Here is a 15,670-nt window from a genome sequence, read left to right as displayed (position 1 = left end):
ATTCATCTCCTTTCTTCCACTTGTCTGATCGCATCGGTAATCAACTCATCCAGCCGCTCCTCGTTCCCAAGAAGATAATGGTAACCGATCAACGCTTCAAAAGCTGTACTGTATCGGTAAGTCTGCACATCTGTGCTTTTTGGTACAGAGCCGGATTTCGCATTTCTCCCTCTGCGGACGACTCCCTGCTCTTCTTCGGAGAGCATTTCCTTATTCAGCCATGCCTGTACGACAGAAGACTGAGAATTGGCGGATACAAATGTAATCGCAGATTGGTGCAATTCATTCGGCTTTACACTTCCCCGCTTTAACAGGTGATGCCGCACATGAAGTTCATATACGGAATCACCCATATAAGCGAGGGCAAGGCTCTTCATTTGTTTGACATCCATTTTCGTTCCCATGGTCACCCTCGTTTCCAGCGTGTTCCCTGAGGTGTATCTTCAAGAATGATGTTCCGCTCCTTCAGATCATCCCTTATTTGGTCCGCCAGCTCGAAATTGCGATTCTTTCTTGCATCGATCCGCTGTTGAATCAGCGATTCAATCTCTTCGTCAAGCAATTCCTGTTCTTGGACCAGTTCAATGCCAAGGATTCCTGTCAGTGACACGAGCGCCTTTTCAAATGCTTCGATGACAGCAGATGACGTCTGTTTTTCCTGCAGGTAGACATTAGCATCTTTCGTCAAATCGAAAAGGACGGATATTGCATTGGCTGTGTTGAAGTCATCGTCCATTTCTTTTTCAAACTGCGCTTTATGAGTCTCAACTTTTTCCATCCAATCCGAATGGTCTTTCAGGTCCATGCTTGTCGCTTTACGATGTTGCAGGTTTTCATAGGCATTTTTGATCCGGTCAAAACTGTTCTTCGCACCTTCAAGCAGATCATCACTGAAGTTGATTGGGTGTCGATAGTGGACACTCAGCATGAAGAAGCGGATAACTTGGGGATCATGCTTCTTGATCAAGTCATGAGCAAGGACGAAGTTCCCCAGTGATTTGGACATTTTTTCGTTTTCAATATTGATGTATCCATTATGCATCCAGTACCGTGCGAAAGATTTGCCGTTGTTGGCTTCGGACTGAGCGATTTCATTCTCATGGTGAGGGAAAGTCAGATCCTGTCCCCCGGCATGGATATCGATTGTGTCGCCTAGATACTTCTTCGCCATCGCAGAGCATTCGATATGCCAACCTGGACGCCCTTCTCCCCATGGGCTTTCCCATGAAATCTCACCTGGTTTGGCTTGTTTCCAAAGGGTGAAGTCGAGTGGATCTTCCTTTTTCTCCCCTACTTGGATACGGGCACCAGAGCGTAACTCATCAATCGACTGATGAGACAGCTTCCCATAGCCTTCGAAATTACGCGGTTTGAAGTAGACGTCACCGCCCGCTTCATAGGCATAGCCCTTTTCAATCAACGCTTCAATAAAAGCGATGATTTCGTCCATATTTTCCGTTACGCGTGGATGGTGGACCGCTTCTTTGACACCGAAAGCACCGACATCTTCCTTGTAAGCCTGGATGAAACGGTCGGCAATGGCCGGGACTTCTTCATTCAATTCATTGGCAGCTTTGATCAGCTTATCATCCACGTCCGTGAAATTAAGGACATAGTCCACTTCAAAACCTTTATGCTCAAAGTAGCGTCGGACTGTATCGAAGACGATCGCAGGCCGGGCATTCCCGATATGGATGTAGTTGTAGACGGTCGGACCGCAGACGTACATCTTCACTTTTCCTTTTTCCATCGGTTCAAACAGCTCTTTCTGACGCTTCAATGTGTTATAGATTTGAATGGTCATTATTGTTCACTCCTTTTAACTCTTCGACTTCTTTCTGTAGTCGCTGCATTTCTGCTTCCATATGCTTCAACCGGTCGTAAACCGGATCTGGCAATTTATGATGGTCGAGATCTTTTTTGCGGACTTTCACACCGTCCTGGATGACGACTCTGCCAGGGATGCCGACAACAGTGGAGTTGTCAGGTACATCGTTCAGGACGACAGAACCCGCTCCTACTTTTGAATTCTCTCCGATGGTGATGGAACCGAGTACCTTCGCACCGGTCGCCACTAAAGAGTTATCCTTCAGAGTCGGGTGACGCTTCCCTTTTTCCTTACCGGTCCCTCCGAGGGTGACACCTTGGAAAATGGTCACGTTATCTCCGATCTCACATGTTTCTCCGATGACGACGCCCATTCCGTGGTCAATGAAAAAGCGTCTGCCAATTGTTGCTCCTGGGTGGATTTCGATGCCTGTAAAGAAACGGCTGATCTGCGAAATCGCACGTGCGATGAAGAAGAACTTCCGCTTATAACAAGCATGGGCCACCCGATGTGCCCATATGGCGTGTAACCCTGAATAGGTCAAGACGACTTCTATATACGTACGTGCGGCAGGATCCTGGTCAAACACGACATCGACGTCATCCTTGAACATTTTGAATAGCCCCATACTTGTTCCTCCTTCTTTATTCTTATCATCCTAGAATTAACGTGTTGATGGTACGGAAACTGACTCGCTTTCCGCGGACGAACGCCCAAGCCTCCTCGCTTCGCTGCGGGGTCTCGGCTCATTCGTTTTTCCGCAGGAGTCTCATCAACTTCCTCCCCACCAACGCCATAAAAGCAATGGAATGAATTCGAGATTCCGTTCGTTTAACTATCGTAACAGGGTGGAGAGACACGGCGAGACTCCTGCGGGAATAGATTAGCAGACGGAGACCCCACAGGGAGGTACGACCGAGGAGGCTCGACGCTATCCCCGCGGAAAGCGAGGCGTGTTTCGGAACCCTACAGCACAATAATGATGAAGGAATCTTCTTTGAAAAGAAAAACGCCTCTATGCTTGGTAGCACAGAGGCGTTTTGATACGCGGTTCCACTCTGTTTGGAGAAAATATGGTGTTTCTCCAACTCTTATCTCTGTAACGGGAGAACCCGCTCTCATCTACTATCGTTCGAAGAGAGACTCAGAGGTGCATTTCGGGATACCGCCTAAAAACCACTTTCAGCAATTGTGGTTCTCTCTGTGTTAGGGTGAGCGTCCGTACTTCTCCTCATCCACGTTCTATATTTGTTATTTACTATATTACATTCCGAGCATTTTGTGAATCATTACGCTTGCAATTGCTTCAATACATCATCCAGTCTTACTGTAACTGTTTCCAGTCCAAGCAGGTGAATCGCATTTGGAAGCTCAGGACCATGCGTCTGACCGGTGGTCGCTACACGGATTGGCATGAACAGTTTTTTACCTTTATGACCGGTTTCTTTTTGAGTTGCTTTGATTTGTGCTTTGATATTTTCAGGAGTGAACTCTTCCAGTTCTGCAAGCTTCTGCTTGAACGTGGATAACACTTCAGGCACCTGCTCTCCTCGTAGTACTTCCATCGCTGCTTCTTCATAGTCGATTTCCTGCTTGAAGAACAGCTCTGTCAATTCTACGATCTCAGCTCCATAACTCAATTGATCATGATAAAGGCTGATCAGTTCCAGCGCCCATTTCTCCTGGTTTTCATCCATTGTTTCCGGCAGCTTTCCTGATTCTTTCAAGTACGGCAATGCAAGCTCGACCACACGATCAAAGTCGGATGCTTTGATGTACTGGTTGTTCATCCATTTCAGCTTTGCTGGATCGAAAATAGCCGGGGAAGTGGAAAGGCGTTCCGGATCGAAAATCTCGATGAACTGATCCTTGGTGAAGATCTCCTCTTCTCCAACCGGTGACCATCCAAGCAATGTGATGAAGTTGAATAAAGACTCCGGAAGGTAACCTAAGTTCTTATATTGTTCGATGAACTGCAAAATGTGTTCATCACGCTTACTTAGTTTTTTACGGTTTTCATTTAAAATCAATGTCATATGTCCGAACTGTGGAGCTTCCCATCCGAATGCGTCATACACCATCATCTGTTTCGGTGTATTGGAAATATGCTCTTCTCCACGAAGTACGTGAGAGATTTCCATATAGTGATCATCAATCGCTACCGCAAAGTTGTAGGTTGGTGTACCGTTCTGTTTAGCGATGACCCAGTCCCCGAAGTCACTGGATTCAAAAGTGATTTCTTCACGGACGATATCATTGAATTTATATGTTTTATTCTCAGGAACACGAAGACGGATACTAGGTTGGCGTCCTTCCGCTTCGAACTGTTCGATCTGTTCAGCAGTCAGGTCACGATGTGCGCCTGAATATTTTGGTACCTGGCCTTTGGCGCGTTGTTCTTCACGCTCCTGCTCCAGTTCCTCTGATGTCATGTAGCATTTATAAGCCAATCCGTGTTCAAGCAGATCATCGATGTGTTTTTTATAAATGTCGAGGCGTTCCATCTGACGATACGGTCCATATTCTCCTCCAACATCAGCGCCTTCGTCCCATTCGATTCCAAGCCATTTCAAATAATTCAACTGGCTTTGTTCTCCACCTTCGACATTACGCTTTTCATCTGTATCCTCGATCCGAATGATGAATTTCCCACCTAGGTGGCGTGCATATAAGTAATTGAATAAAGCTGTCCGCGCATTTCCGATATGAAGATGTCCAGTCGGACTTGGTGCATAACGCACACGTACTTGGTTGCTCATGATTGTTCCCCTTTCGTAATACCGTTCTATAACCTTGTCCTATTTTATCATTTTTACACGTTCTTGTTGATTGTTTTGAGTTGTTTAACTATTTTTGGTCAGTAAGACGACCGCCTGGGAGGCTATCCCCTCTTGTCGTCCGGTGAAGCCCAGCTTTTCTGTAGTGGTAGCTTTCACATTGATTTGACCAGCATCCACATCAAGCAGCCCCGCAATGTTCGCGCGGATCTCTTCTATATATGGCGCCATTTTCGGAGCTTGTGCGATGACCGTGCAATCCATATTCCCAAGTGTGTAGCCTTTTTGCTTTACGATTTGCCACACATGCTGAAGCAGCTTACCTGAATCCGCGTCTTTGAACGCTTCATCGGTGTCAGGAAAATGCTTTCCGATATCCCCTTCACCAATCGCACCGAGACATGCATCTGCAATCGTATGCAATAAGACATCTGCATCGGAGTGCCCGAGCAATCCTTTTTCAAATGGGATTTCAATACCACCGATGATGCACTTTCTGCCTTCCGTCAATTGATGTACATCAAAGCCTTGTCCGATCCGGAACATAGCGTCATCTCCTTTTAATTCGTTCCTTTGGTTCACATATGCCAGCGCCTTATCAAAATCTTCCGGCGTAGTCAGTTTAAAATTATTATAGCTTCCTTCGACGACCTCGACCGCTTCCCCAAGACGTTCTACGAGTGATGCATCATCTGTTCCACCATACCCTTGAGCACTTGCCTCAAGATGGGCTCTGCGGATAAGAGATAGGCGGAATGCCTGAGGTGTCTGTGCTGCCCACAACCGGGATCTGTCCAGCGTTTCGAGCTGATGTCCGTCCCGTCGCTTGATAGTGTCTGTCACCGGTACGGCCAACAAGGCTGCACCTTTATCCGCCGTAACTTCCGCTAATGAATGGAGGTGTTCCTGTTCCACAAATGGACGCGCACCATCATGAATAAAGACGAGGGACTTTTCATCGCGGAGGACTTTGAGCCCTTCGAAAACGCTATCCTGACGTTCTTTGCCGCCTTGGACGATTGTTACATGTGTGTCCAGGGAAGCTGTCGAAATAAGACTGTCCATGGATTCCGTTTCTTCCTTATTTGTCACAAGAATGATCGCTTCACACCATGGATCAGAATCAAACACATCGAGCGTATGTAATATCAATGGTTGTTCACCTAACATCAAAAATTGCTTGTTCTTCCCAGCCTTCATCCGCTTCCCTTGACCAGCTGCAAGAACAATAGCGGTATAGTTGACCATTTCCATCCATCCTAACGATTGTATAAACAACAAAAGCGATAACACCATGGTTATCACTTTTGTTTTTCCTTATTCGTTTATACCTTTTTTACAATGCTTTTTCAAGTGGTTTCGGCTTTGCGAAAATCATCCGGCCGGCCGATGTTTGAAGGACGCTGGTTACAATCACATTGATATTGTCACCAATGTAATCCTTCCCTTCTTCGACTACGATCATCGTTCCATCGTCCAGGTAGGCGATTCCCTGATTCTGTTCCTTACCATCTTTGATGACCTGGATCTTCATTTCCTCCCCAGGCAGAACGACAGGCTTGACCGCATTTGCCAGATCATTAATATTCAAGACTGCTACATTTTGAAACTCACAAACTTTGTTCAGATTGAAGTCATTCGTGACAACGACACCGTCCATGACTTTCGCAAGCTTAACGAGCTTACTGTCCACTTCCTGGATGTCTTCGAAGTCTCCCTCATAAATCTCGACATTGACCGGGAGCTCTTTCTGCAGACGATTCAGAATATCCAACCCTCGACGTCCTCGATTCCGCTTCAATCCATCAGAAGAGTCAGCAATATGCTGAAGTTCTTCAAGGACGAACTGAGGAATGACAATGGTACCTTCCAGGAAGTTCGTCTGACAGATATCCGCAATCCGACCGTCGATGATGACACTCGTATCAAGAATTTTGGATTTCGGAATTACCGCTTGAGAGTCGCCTGCTTCTTCCTCAGGCTTCTTTTTCTCTTTTTTCGTCATGGTGAACAATCCCAGTATTTCGTCCTTACGTTTGAATCCGACCTGAAACCCTAAGTATCCCAGGAAAAACGTAAGGAAAATAGGCACGACCTGGTTCACGACCTGAATTTGGATATCCTGAATGATGATATTGATAAAGAAAGCGATCACCAAACCGATGATCAAACCGAAGCTGCCGACAAGCAAGTCAGCCAACGGCGCTTTTACTAACGTATCTTCAATCCACCTCAGCAAATTCACAATATAATCAACAAGCCAGAACGTTGTTAAAAATAAAATAAGTGCTCCTAAAACCGCTCCTACATATGGAGATGCTATCCAATTCTGATCTGTCACATCCAGCAGTCTGATCAGTTCAGGAATATAAAGATACCCGATGGTACCCCCAGCAATGACAATAAATAATTGCACAATTCGTTTTAGCACTCCACTCACCTCCTCGCCAACAGTATGACCAAAAATATAACGATATAATCAGTTCAATTCTTATCTTCAAGCGTATTCTATCGTTCTAAAAGTAGCACAATTTACAAATATAGTCAATTTTAAATATAAAATCTTACCATACTAATCCTACACATGTCAACGTTTAAATATGCCGATCAATGAACAATTGCTCCTGGACTCTTTCCAAACCATCTTTGATTTTACTGGCACGAACCTCACCGACACCGTCCACTCCGACTAACTCCTTAGTGGAAGCTTTGACGATGTCTTCAAGCGTTCCGAACCTTTCTACCAAATGTTCAATGATCAATGGCGGCAGGCGAGGAATTTTGCTCAAAATGCGATATCCCCGAGGGACAACCGGATCTTCCAGTTTTTTATTCGATGCATATCCGAGAAGCTTAAGGATCTGTTCATCCGAGAGCAATTCGGGATTCGTGACTTCCTGCATCTTCCTCAAAATGTAGTAAGGTTCATAGTCTGCCCGCTTACTATAATCCCGGATCATCAATTCCGCTTCCTGCTCGATATTGGAAACGAGCTCTGTCAATTGTAACTGGACAAGTCTGCCTTCTGTCCCCAGTTCGTTGGCGTAATTCAGAATTTCTGTTTTGATGCGAAGCACCATTTCAATTCGGTGAATCACCTGGATCACTTCCGAAAAAGTGACCATCTCTTCAAATTCCAGGGCACCGAGATTGGTGACTCCCTGGTCGAGGACTTTCTTGTATTTTTCCAGGGTTTGAAGCGCCTGATTCGCCTTAGTCAAAATGACGCCGATATCTTTCAATGAATATCTCAAGTTACCTTTATATAGCGTGATGACATTTCTTCTTTGTGAAATTGCAATGACGAGATGGCCAGTCTGTTTCGCTACGCGTTCAGCTGTCCGGTGTCTCATCCCAGTTTCTGTTGAGAGAATCTCCGGATCCGGCATCAATTGCGCATTCGCGAGGAGAATTTTCGTGCCATCTCCATTCAGAACAAGCGCCCCGTCCATTTTAGCCAGCTCATACAGATGAGCGGGTGAAAATTGGGACTGGATGTTGAACCCCCCATCAACGATCGCCTGCATTTTTTCGTCATAGCCGACCACGATGAGGCCGCCGGTGTTAGCACGCAGAACATTATCGATCCCTGCACGTATGGGCGTCCCCGGAGCAACAAACTGAAGTATATCTCCGATGACTGACTCTTTCATTTCATGCCACTCCATTTAGTTCCCCCCTAAGGTTACTTTCAATGCATCCTGGACGGTATCCACCCCAACGACTTCAATGGAACTTGGAGGGGTCCACCCGTCGAGGTTCTTATTTGGAATGATCACTCGTTTGAAGCCCAGCTTAGCTGCTTCCTGCACGCGTTGTTCAATCCTTGCCACCCGCCGGATTTCACCAGTAAGACCCACTTCACCGACAACGACATCATCCGGTTTTGATGGCTGGTCACGGAAGCTTGAAGCAACACTGATCGCCACTGCAAGATCGATAGCTGGCTCATCCAGCTTCACTCCACCTGCCACTTTTACATAAGCGTCCTGATTCTGCAGCAGCAAACCGACACGTTTCTCCAATACCGCCATCAACAGTGGAACACGATTATGATCCAGCCCAGTGGCCATACGTCTAGGGTTTCCAAAAGTGGTTGGGGATATGAGTGCCTGAATCTCTACAAGCACCGGACGGCTGCCTTCCATCGAGGCTACGATTGTCGAACCTGCCGCACCTTGGGATCGTTCTTCCAGAAAGATTTCAGAGGGGTTGCTTACTTCCACAAGTCCTTGTTCTTTCATTTCAAAGATACCCATCTCATTTGTAGATCCAAAGCGGTTCTTGACTCCTCGCAGTATACGGAAGGTATGGTGCCGCTCCCCTTCAAAATAAAGCACGGCATCCACCATATGCTCAAGCAGTCGCGGACCAGCTATCGACCCTTCCTTCGTGACGTGGCCAACAATGAAAATCGGAATCCCTTTACTCTTAGCGACCCTCATCAATTCACTTGTACATTCCCTCACCTGAGAGACACTGCCGGGAGCCGATGTGACTTCTTCACGATAGATTGTCTGAATCGAATCGATGACAACAAATTTCGGATTGATCGATTCAATTTGATTTACGACTTCCACAAGATTGGTTTCAGACAGGACGTAAAGATCATCCGACTTGATCGATAGACGATCTGCACGCAACTTCGTCTGCCTGGTCGATTCTTCACCGGAAATATATAACACAGGTAATTTCTTATTCGCCAGCTGTGCTGATACTTGCAACAGCAAGGTAGACTTCCCGATTCCCGGATCTCCTCCGATCAAAACCAGAGAACCTTGGACGATACCTCCGCCCAATACTCGATTGAGTTCCGGCATATCAGTAGCTACCCTTGGTTCGTCTTCTGTCTCAATGGACGTTATTTTCGTAGGTTTTTTTGCATGGCTTGTTTTATCTGTTTGAAAAACGTGGCGTCCCCCTGTAGTAGATGCTACTACTTCTTCCACCAAAGTATTCCACTGATGGCAGGCAGGACACTTTCCCATCCATTTGGGAGTTTCATAGCCACATTCCTGGCAAACATACTTCGTTTTTCTTTTTGCCAAGTGTAATCTCCCCTTCTCTACATTCTATACGATATGTATGACCCAAAAGTTACAGTCAACCAACAATTTAATTAAAGATTTCTATTCAAATCATATCTGAAATAGCAAAGAATCGGAAGGCATACACCTTCCGATTCTAAAATTACCATTATTGGGCATTTACAACAAAGCCGGTTTCTTCATCGACATCGATTTCGACTTTCTGCCCTTTTTGAATATTCTCTTTGAGAAGCTCTTCAGACAAGAGGTCTTCGACGTTCTTCTGGATGGAACGACGGAGTGGTCGCGCTCCATACTCCGGATCGAAGCCTTCGTTGGCAATCTTCTCAATCGCTTTTTCCGTAAGCGTGAAATCAATCTCTTGTTCCTTCAGACGCTTACGTAGTTGCTCCGCCATCAATGTGACGATATAGTTCATATGCTTGCGCTCCAGGGAGTGGAAGACGATCGTTTCATCGATACGGTTTAGGAATTCAGGACGGAATGCTTTTTTCAGCTCATTCGTCACTTTGGACTTCATATCTTTATAGTCCTGATTTTCATCACCCATTGTGAATCCTAGATACTTGTTCTTCTTCAGCTCTTGGGCACCGACGTTGGATGTCATGATCAGTACCGTGTTACGGAAGTCGACGACACGTCCTTTCGAGTCAGTCAAACGACCATCTTCAAGCACTTGAAGCAGGATGTTGAACACTTCAGGGTGTGCTTTTTCGATCTCATCCAGCAGCACGACGGAATACGGTTTACGGCGGACTTTCTCTGTCAGCTGACCACCTTCATCATAACCGACATAACCCGGAGGTGAACCTACCAGACGGGAGGTGCTGTGTTTTTCCATGTACTCGGACATGTCGATACGGATCATCGCATCTTCATCCCCGAACATGCTTTCAGCAAGTGCTCTTGCAAGCTCCGTTTTACCTACTCCTGTCGGTCCCAGGAAGATGAAGGAGCCGATTGGTCGTTTCGGATCTTTCAATCCAGCACGTGCACGGCGAATCGCCTTGGATACTGCTTTCACCGCTTCATCCTGACCGATGACGCGATTATGCAGCGTGTCTTCCATGTTCAACAGCTTTTCACTTTCATCTTTTGCCAGCTTATTCACTGGAACTCCCGTCCAAGTGGACACTACAGATGCGATGTCTTCCAATGTGACCTCAGAATTCTCCTGGCCTTGTTTCTCTTTCCATTCATCCTTCGTTTTTTCAAGTTCATCTCTTAGACGTTGTTCACTGTCTCTTAGGGAAGCGGCTTTCTCGAATTCCTGGCTTTGGACAGCTGCGTCTTTTTCCTTGCGCACTTCTTCGAGCTTCTGCTCAAGCTCCTTCAGGTTCGGTGGTGCTGTATAAGAACGAAGACGTACTTTGGAAGCAGCTTCGTCAATCAAGTCGATCGCTTTATCCGGCAGGAATCTGTCGGTAATATAACGGTCACTGAATTTAACTGCTGATGCAATCGCTTCGTCCGTGATCGTTACACGGTGGTGCGCTTCATATCGATCACGAAGGCCTTGAAGGATTTGCACCGATTGTTCTGCTGTCGGCTCATCCACTTGGATCGGCTGGAAACGACGTTCCAGGGCTGCGTCTTTCTCGATATACTTACGGTACTCATCAAGCGTCGTAGCACCGATACATTGCAGCTCACCACGAGCAAGGGATGGCTTAAGGATGTTGGATGCGTCAATGGCACCTTCTGCTCCACCAGCCCCAATCAACGTATGAAGCTCGTCGATGAACAGGATGATGTTACCCGCCTGGCGGATTTCCTCCATCACTTTTTTCAAACGATCTTCAAATTCACCACGGTATTTCGTTCCCGCTACTACCGTACCCATATCAAGCGTCATCACTCGTTTGTCACGCAGGATTTCAGGTACTTCGTTATTGATGATCTGTTGTGCCAGACCTTCAGCGATAGCTGTTTTACCTACACCAGGTTCCCCGATCAGAACCGGGTTGTTTTTCGTGCGTCGGCTCAATACTTGGATGACACGTTCAATCTCTTTACTTCTTCCGATGACCGGGTCAATATTGCCTTCTTTGGCAATCGAAGTGAGGTCACGTGCTAATGAATCGAGAGTAGGTGTATTGGCACTTGCTGCCTGACCGCCACCACGACGGCTTTGTCCACCTGAGGATTCGTTGCTCCCCAACAGCTGCAATACCTGCTGACGCGCTTTATTCAAGCTGACACCGAGGTTATTCAATACGCGGGCAGCAACCCCTTCACCTTCACGAATCAAACCGAGAAGGATGTGCTCTGTACCAACGTAGGAATGACCAAGTTTACGCGCTTCATCCATGGACAGCTCGATGACTTTCTTTGCACGCGGAGTGTAGTGGATCGTCTGGGACACTTTGTCGCCACGACCGATCAACTGCTCTACCTCCTGCTGGATTTTTTCTGATTCCAATCCAAGTGCAATCAGTGCTTTTGCAGCAATTCCTTCACCCTCACGGACAAGACCGAGAAGGATATGCTCTGTACCTATATTATTATGACCGAGGCGCACTGCCTCTTCTTGTGCTAGTGCTAATACCTTTTGTGCTCTTTCTGTAAATCGCCCGAACATCATAGGGCATGACCTCCTAACATAGATTATTATTTTTCAAGCTGCAATCTCTCGCGGATCAGCGACGCCCTCCTGACATCACGCTGGTCCGGAGAAAGTGTTTCTTTCGCATATTGTTGTAAAAATCCAGGCTGAGTCAAAACCATCAGTTCATTTAGTATATTTTTAGAAACGTGCTGGATATACCCTAAATCTATTCCCAAACGAACATCCGATAAACATTTTGCTGCTTCCTTGGACTCTATGATTCTGCTGTGTTTCAACACGCCATAAGAACGGAAAATCCGATCTTCCAGCTGGATACCTGAACGGTTCATCAATGTTTCTCTAGCTCGCTTTTCCTGTTCGATCAATTGCTGGACAACACTTTGCAAATCTTCCACAATGTCCTGCTCTGATTTTCCGAGAGTGATCTGATTGGATATCTGAAAAATATTACCCAGAGCCTCACTGCCTTCACCATAGATGCCTCGGACAACCAGTCCAAGCTGGTTGATAGCCGGGATCATCCGGTTGATTTGCTGGGTCATGGATAGAGCTGGAAGGTGCATCATGACTGACGCCCGCATGCCTGTTCCGACATTTGTCGGGCACGCGGTAAGGTATCCGCGTTTACCATCGAATGCGTAATTGATCTTTTCCTCCAGCCAATCGTCGATTTCCAACGCTTGTTTCAATGCCTTATCAAGCTGGAATCCCGGAAAGTAGAGTTGAATCCGGATATGATCCTCTTCATTCACCATCACAGACACTTGCTCGTTCTGAGAAATCAATGCTCCTGCATGATCCGATTTCTCTGCCAAATTAGGACTGATCAGATGTTTTTCGACGAGGACACGTTTTTCAATCGGCTGAAGTTCATCCATTTTCACAAGTTCAAGCTGCTCATACTCTTTAAATGAACGGTTGCTGTATTCACTTTGGAAAAAGTCGAGTATCGGCTTCAATTCCGTTTCGGATGCGACAATCGGGAAGGTGACATCTGCAAAATTCCTCGCCAGCCGGATCCTGCTGCTCATCACAATATCACTATCCGGACCTTCCTCTTTCATCCATGGACTGATTGCCTCATTTATAAAAGACTGCAGTGACATTACGCATCGCCACCTCCATCTCCATTCAGCTGTCTTTCCAATGCACGGATTTCATCTCTTACCGTAGCTGCTTTTTCGAATTCTTCCTGTTCAATTAGTTGATGCAATTGCTGCTTCTGTTGTTCGATTTGTTTTTGCAGATGAAGCTTGCCACCTGCACGTTCAGGAATCTTCCCGTCGTGCATCGTATTCCCGCTATGAACACGCTTGAAAATCGGATTCAACCGTTCATTGAACGTGTCGTAACACTTCGCACAGCCAAATTTACCGATATGCGCAAACTGTTCATAAGTGAGCCCGCACTTAGGGCACTTCATTTGGTTCTGCTGTTCTTTCTTTGTCTGAGCTTGATGACTTCCAAGAGAAGAAGGATGGTCATAATTGAAAAGACCTGTCAGCAAATCATTCAATGTAAAACTTTCTTCACTGTATGACATATATCCTTTCTCTTTGGCGCATTGTTCACAAACATGGAACTCTGTTTTCTTCCCATTGGTTACCTGCTTTAAATGAACGGTTGCCGGACGTTGATGGCATTCTTGGCATTCCATAGCATCCTCTCCCTTCATCATCAGATTTTATAACGTAAAGTAGTCAGCATTGCTGATAGGATTCTTGCTCTAATTTCATCACGTAATGGGAGGGGGAAAGCTAGCACCTCCCGATCGATGACACTCTTCATGAGCTTCGCTTCACGATCGGTAATGATTTCTTCCTCCTCTAGTCGATCAATCATGTCCACTGCTGGTGATTGAGCAACCTTTGCGGGGATCATTTCCAGGATCTCATCCATAAGGTCCGAGTCGTCCTGATGCTGAATGCGAATAATCCTGATGTATCCACCGCCTCCTCGCTTACTCTCGACGATATACCCTTTTTCTACAGTGAATCTCGTTTTGATAACATAATTGATTTGGGAAGGAACACACTGGAATCGATCAGCAATTTCACTTCTCTTGATTTCAATAGCATCCTTTTCGTTGTCCTTAAGAATACCTTTTAAATATTCTTCGATGATGTCGGATATATTCCGCATCTTCCCCCCTCCCCTTTTGACTTTGACTATCTTTGACTTTAATTTTATTATACTCAAATTTTATGTGCTTGCAACTAAAATGTTTGAGTTTGAATACATCATTCATGTTCCCCAAAACCCATATGTTTTAAAACTCTAATTATACAATCCACCAAGCTTTATAACTGATTCCCCCCCTCACGGACAAACGCTAAGGCCTTGCTCACCACCGACAAGCTTAAGACGAACCTCATCTTTACGACCTTTGTCACAGAGAGGATTGACCTAAAACCTAGAGGGATAGGCGCTGGAACTGGAAGAGCGCCACTAACCAATGGTATTCACAACTAACTTTTTATAAATTCCTATACCAAAAAACCGCACTACTGAAATAGTGCGGTTTAAAAATTCAAATAAATTACCTTTTTTCATAAACAAATTTGACGTGATCTACTTTGGACAATTGGTCAAAAAGCGTAAGCTGGTCAAATTTCTGGCCTTTTTCCAGTTCAATGAACAAACTTCTTTCATCTCTGCTTTCATTTTCAATCGCCAACTTACGAATCTTAAGACCACATTCATCAAATATTTGAATGACCTGGCCCATATTGATGTCCTGGTCTACAACAAGTCTGACAAAATTTTTACTAGTACCTATTGTGAACCTTTCTTCTACCTGGTTCAGAAACACAAGGCTCAACAGAACCATGATTGTTGTGACGATCGCAGCATCATACATTCCAGCCCCCACCACTAGACCAAGACCTGCTACTGTCCAGATAGAAGCAGCAGTCGTCAACCCGCGAATCGTCATACCATTTACAATAATTGTTCCTGCTCCCAGAAAGCCAATACCACTGATAACATAGGAAGGGATCCTGGCTGGATCGAAGCGGATGTTATCGAATTTTTCAATATAAGATTCAAACCCATATAAAGAAAGCAACATCATTAAGCAGGAACCGACTCCCACCAGGATGTGTGTGCGAAATCCAGCAGAATGGTTCTTTAATTCACGCTCAAATCCGATTGCTCCAGATAAGGCAAGCGCCACAAACAATCGAATAATAAACGTAGTGAAATCATCATCAATCAGCAAGGCCCAATCCCAATCCATACCTAATCCCCCAATTACCTTTAATTCTTTTAGTATATTCAATCTCATCTTAAAAAATATATCCTATTCTCTGTGCGTAGATGTTCTATTCCTGTACCATCAATATCTTAAACTTTTTTCCTTTAACAAAAAACCCAGAAGCGCAATGCTTCTGGGTTTCATCTGTGCCTAGCGGTGTCCTACTCTCACGGGGGTAAACCCGACTACCAT

The 15,670-nt window shown here is 45.6% G+C and carries 13 protein-coding genes and 1 other annotated feature; all 13 genes read right to left on the bottom strand.

What is annotated here, in order from left to right; translation table 11 throughout:
- Positions 1-2: 2 nt before the first annotated feature.
- On the bottom strand, positions 3-404 hold the full coding sequence (locus ACFQ2J_RS18480; protein WP_386064212.1) for a Mini-ribonuclease 3: 402 nt from the start codon (positions 402-404) through the stop codon (positions 3-5).
- Positions 405-406: 2 nt separating this feature from the next.
- Positions 407-1,804, bottom strand: a complete 1,398-nt coding sequence (gene cysS, locus ACFQ2J_RS18475; protein ID WP_386064209.1) for a cysteine--tRNA ligase — start codon at positions 1,802-1,804, stop codon at positions 407-409.
- Positions 1,785-2,456, bottom strand: coding sequence for a serine O-acetyltransferase (gene cysE, locus ACFQ2J_RS18470; protein ID WP_386064206.1), 672 nt, complete (start codon positions 2,454-2,456; stop codon positions 1,785-1,787). The genes cysS and cysE overlap by 20 nt, the downstream gene beginning before the upstream one ends.
- A 400-nt stretch (positions 2,457-2,856) precedes the next feature.
- Positions 2,857-3,075, bottom strand: a binding site (T-box leader).
- Between the two features lie 42 nt (positions 3,076-3,117).
- Entirely contained in the window at positions 3,118-4,587 is a 1,470-nt protein-coding gene (gene gltX / locus ACFQ2J_RS18465; protein ID WP_386064204.1) for a glutamate--tRNA ligase, read from the bottom strand.
- 84 nt (positions 4,588-4,671) lie between these two features.
- On the bottom strand, positions 4,672-5,853 hold the full coding sequence (locus ACFQ2J_RS18460) for a bifunctional 2-C-methyl-D-erythritol 4-phosphate cytidylyltransferase/2-C-methyl-D-erythritol 2,4-cyclodiphosphate synthase (protein ID WP_386064202.1): 1,182 nt from the start codon (positions 5,851-5,853) through the stop codon (positions 4,672-4,674).
- Between the two features lie 88 nt (positions 5,854-5,941).
- Positions 5,942-7,036 (bottom strand): PIN/TRAM domain-containing protein, encoded by a 1,095-nt coding sequence (locus ACFQ2J_RS18455; protein WP_386064199.1) that lies wholly within the window; start codon positions 7,034-7,036, stop codon positions 5,942-5,944.
- Between the two features lie 163 nt (positions 7,037-7,199).
- Positions 7,200-8,273, bottom strand: coding sequence for a DNA integrity scanning diadenylate cyclase DisA (gene disA, locus ACFQ2J_RS18450; RefSeq protein WP_386064196.1), 1,074 nt, complete (start codon positions 8,271-8,273; stop codon positions 7,200-7,202).
- On the bottom strand, positions 8,274-9,653 hold the full coding sequence (gene radA, locus ACFQ2J_RS18445; protein WP_386064193.1) for a DNA repair protein RadA: 1,380 nt from the start codon (positions 9,651-9,653) through the stop codon (positions 8,274-8,276). It abuts the gene before it with no gap.
- 148 nt (positions 9,654-9,801) lie between these two features.
- Positions 9,802-12,237 carry an ATP-dependent protease ATP-binding subunit ClpC gene (gene clpC, locus ACFQ2J_RS18440; RefSeq protein WP_386064190.1) on the bottom strand — a complete coding sequence of 812 codons (2,436 nt, stop codon included), beginning with the start codon at positions 12,235-12,237 and terminating at the stop codon, positions 9,802-9,804.
- A 26-nt stretch (positions 12,238-12,263) separates the two neighbouring features.
- Complete coding sequence (locus ACFQ2J_RS18435; RefSeq protein ID WP_386064187.1) at positions 12,264-13,328, bottom strand: protein arginine kinase; 1,065 nt, start codon at positions 13,326-13,328, stop codon at positions 12,264-12,266.
- Complete coding sequence (locus ACFQ2J_RS18430; protein ID WP_386064184.1) at positions 13,328-13,879, bottom strand: UvrB/UvrC motif-containing protein; 552 nt, start codon at positions 13,877-13,879, stop codon at positions 13,328-13,330. Before ACFQ2J_RS18430 ends, ACFQ2J_RS18435 begins: the two co-directional genes overlap by 1 nt.
- A gap of 20 nt (positions 13,880-13,899) precedes the next feature.
- Entirely contained in the window at positions 13,900-14,364 is a 465-nt protein-coding gene (locus ACFQ2J_RS18425) for a CtsR family transcriptional regulator (protein ID WP_386064181.1), read from the bottom strand.
- A gap of 397 nt (positions 14,365-14,761) precedes the next feature.
- Positions 14,762-15,460, bottom strand: coding sequence for an MgtC/SapB family protein (locus ACFQ2J_RS18420; RefSeq protein ID WP_386064178.1), 699 nt, complete (start codon positions 15,458-15,460; stop codon positions 14,762-14,764).
- Between the last annotated feature and the right edge of the window lie 210 nt (positions 15,461-15,670).

The organism is Thalassobacillus hwangdonensis (assembly GCF_042675915.1).
Lineage (GTDB): Bacteria > Bacillota > Bacilli > Bacillales > Halobacillaceae > Thalassobacillus_A > Thalassobacillus_A hwangdonensis.
Note: the sequence above shows the minus strand (reverse complement) of the source record. Positions and strands in the feature narration are given on the sequence as shown.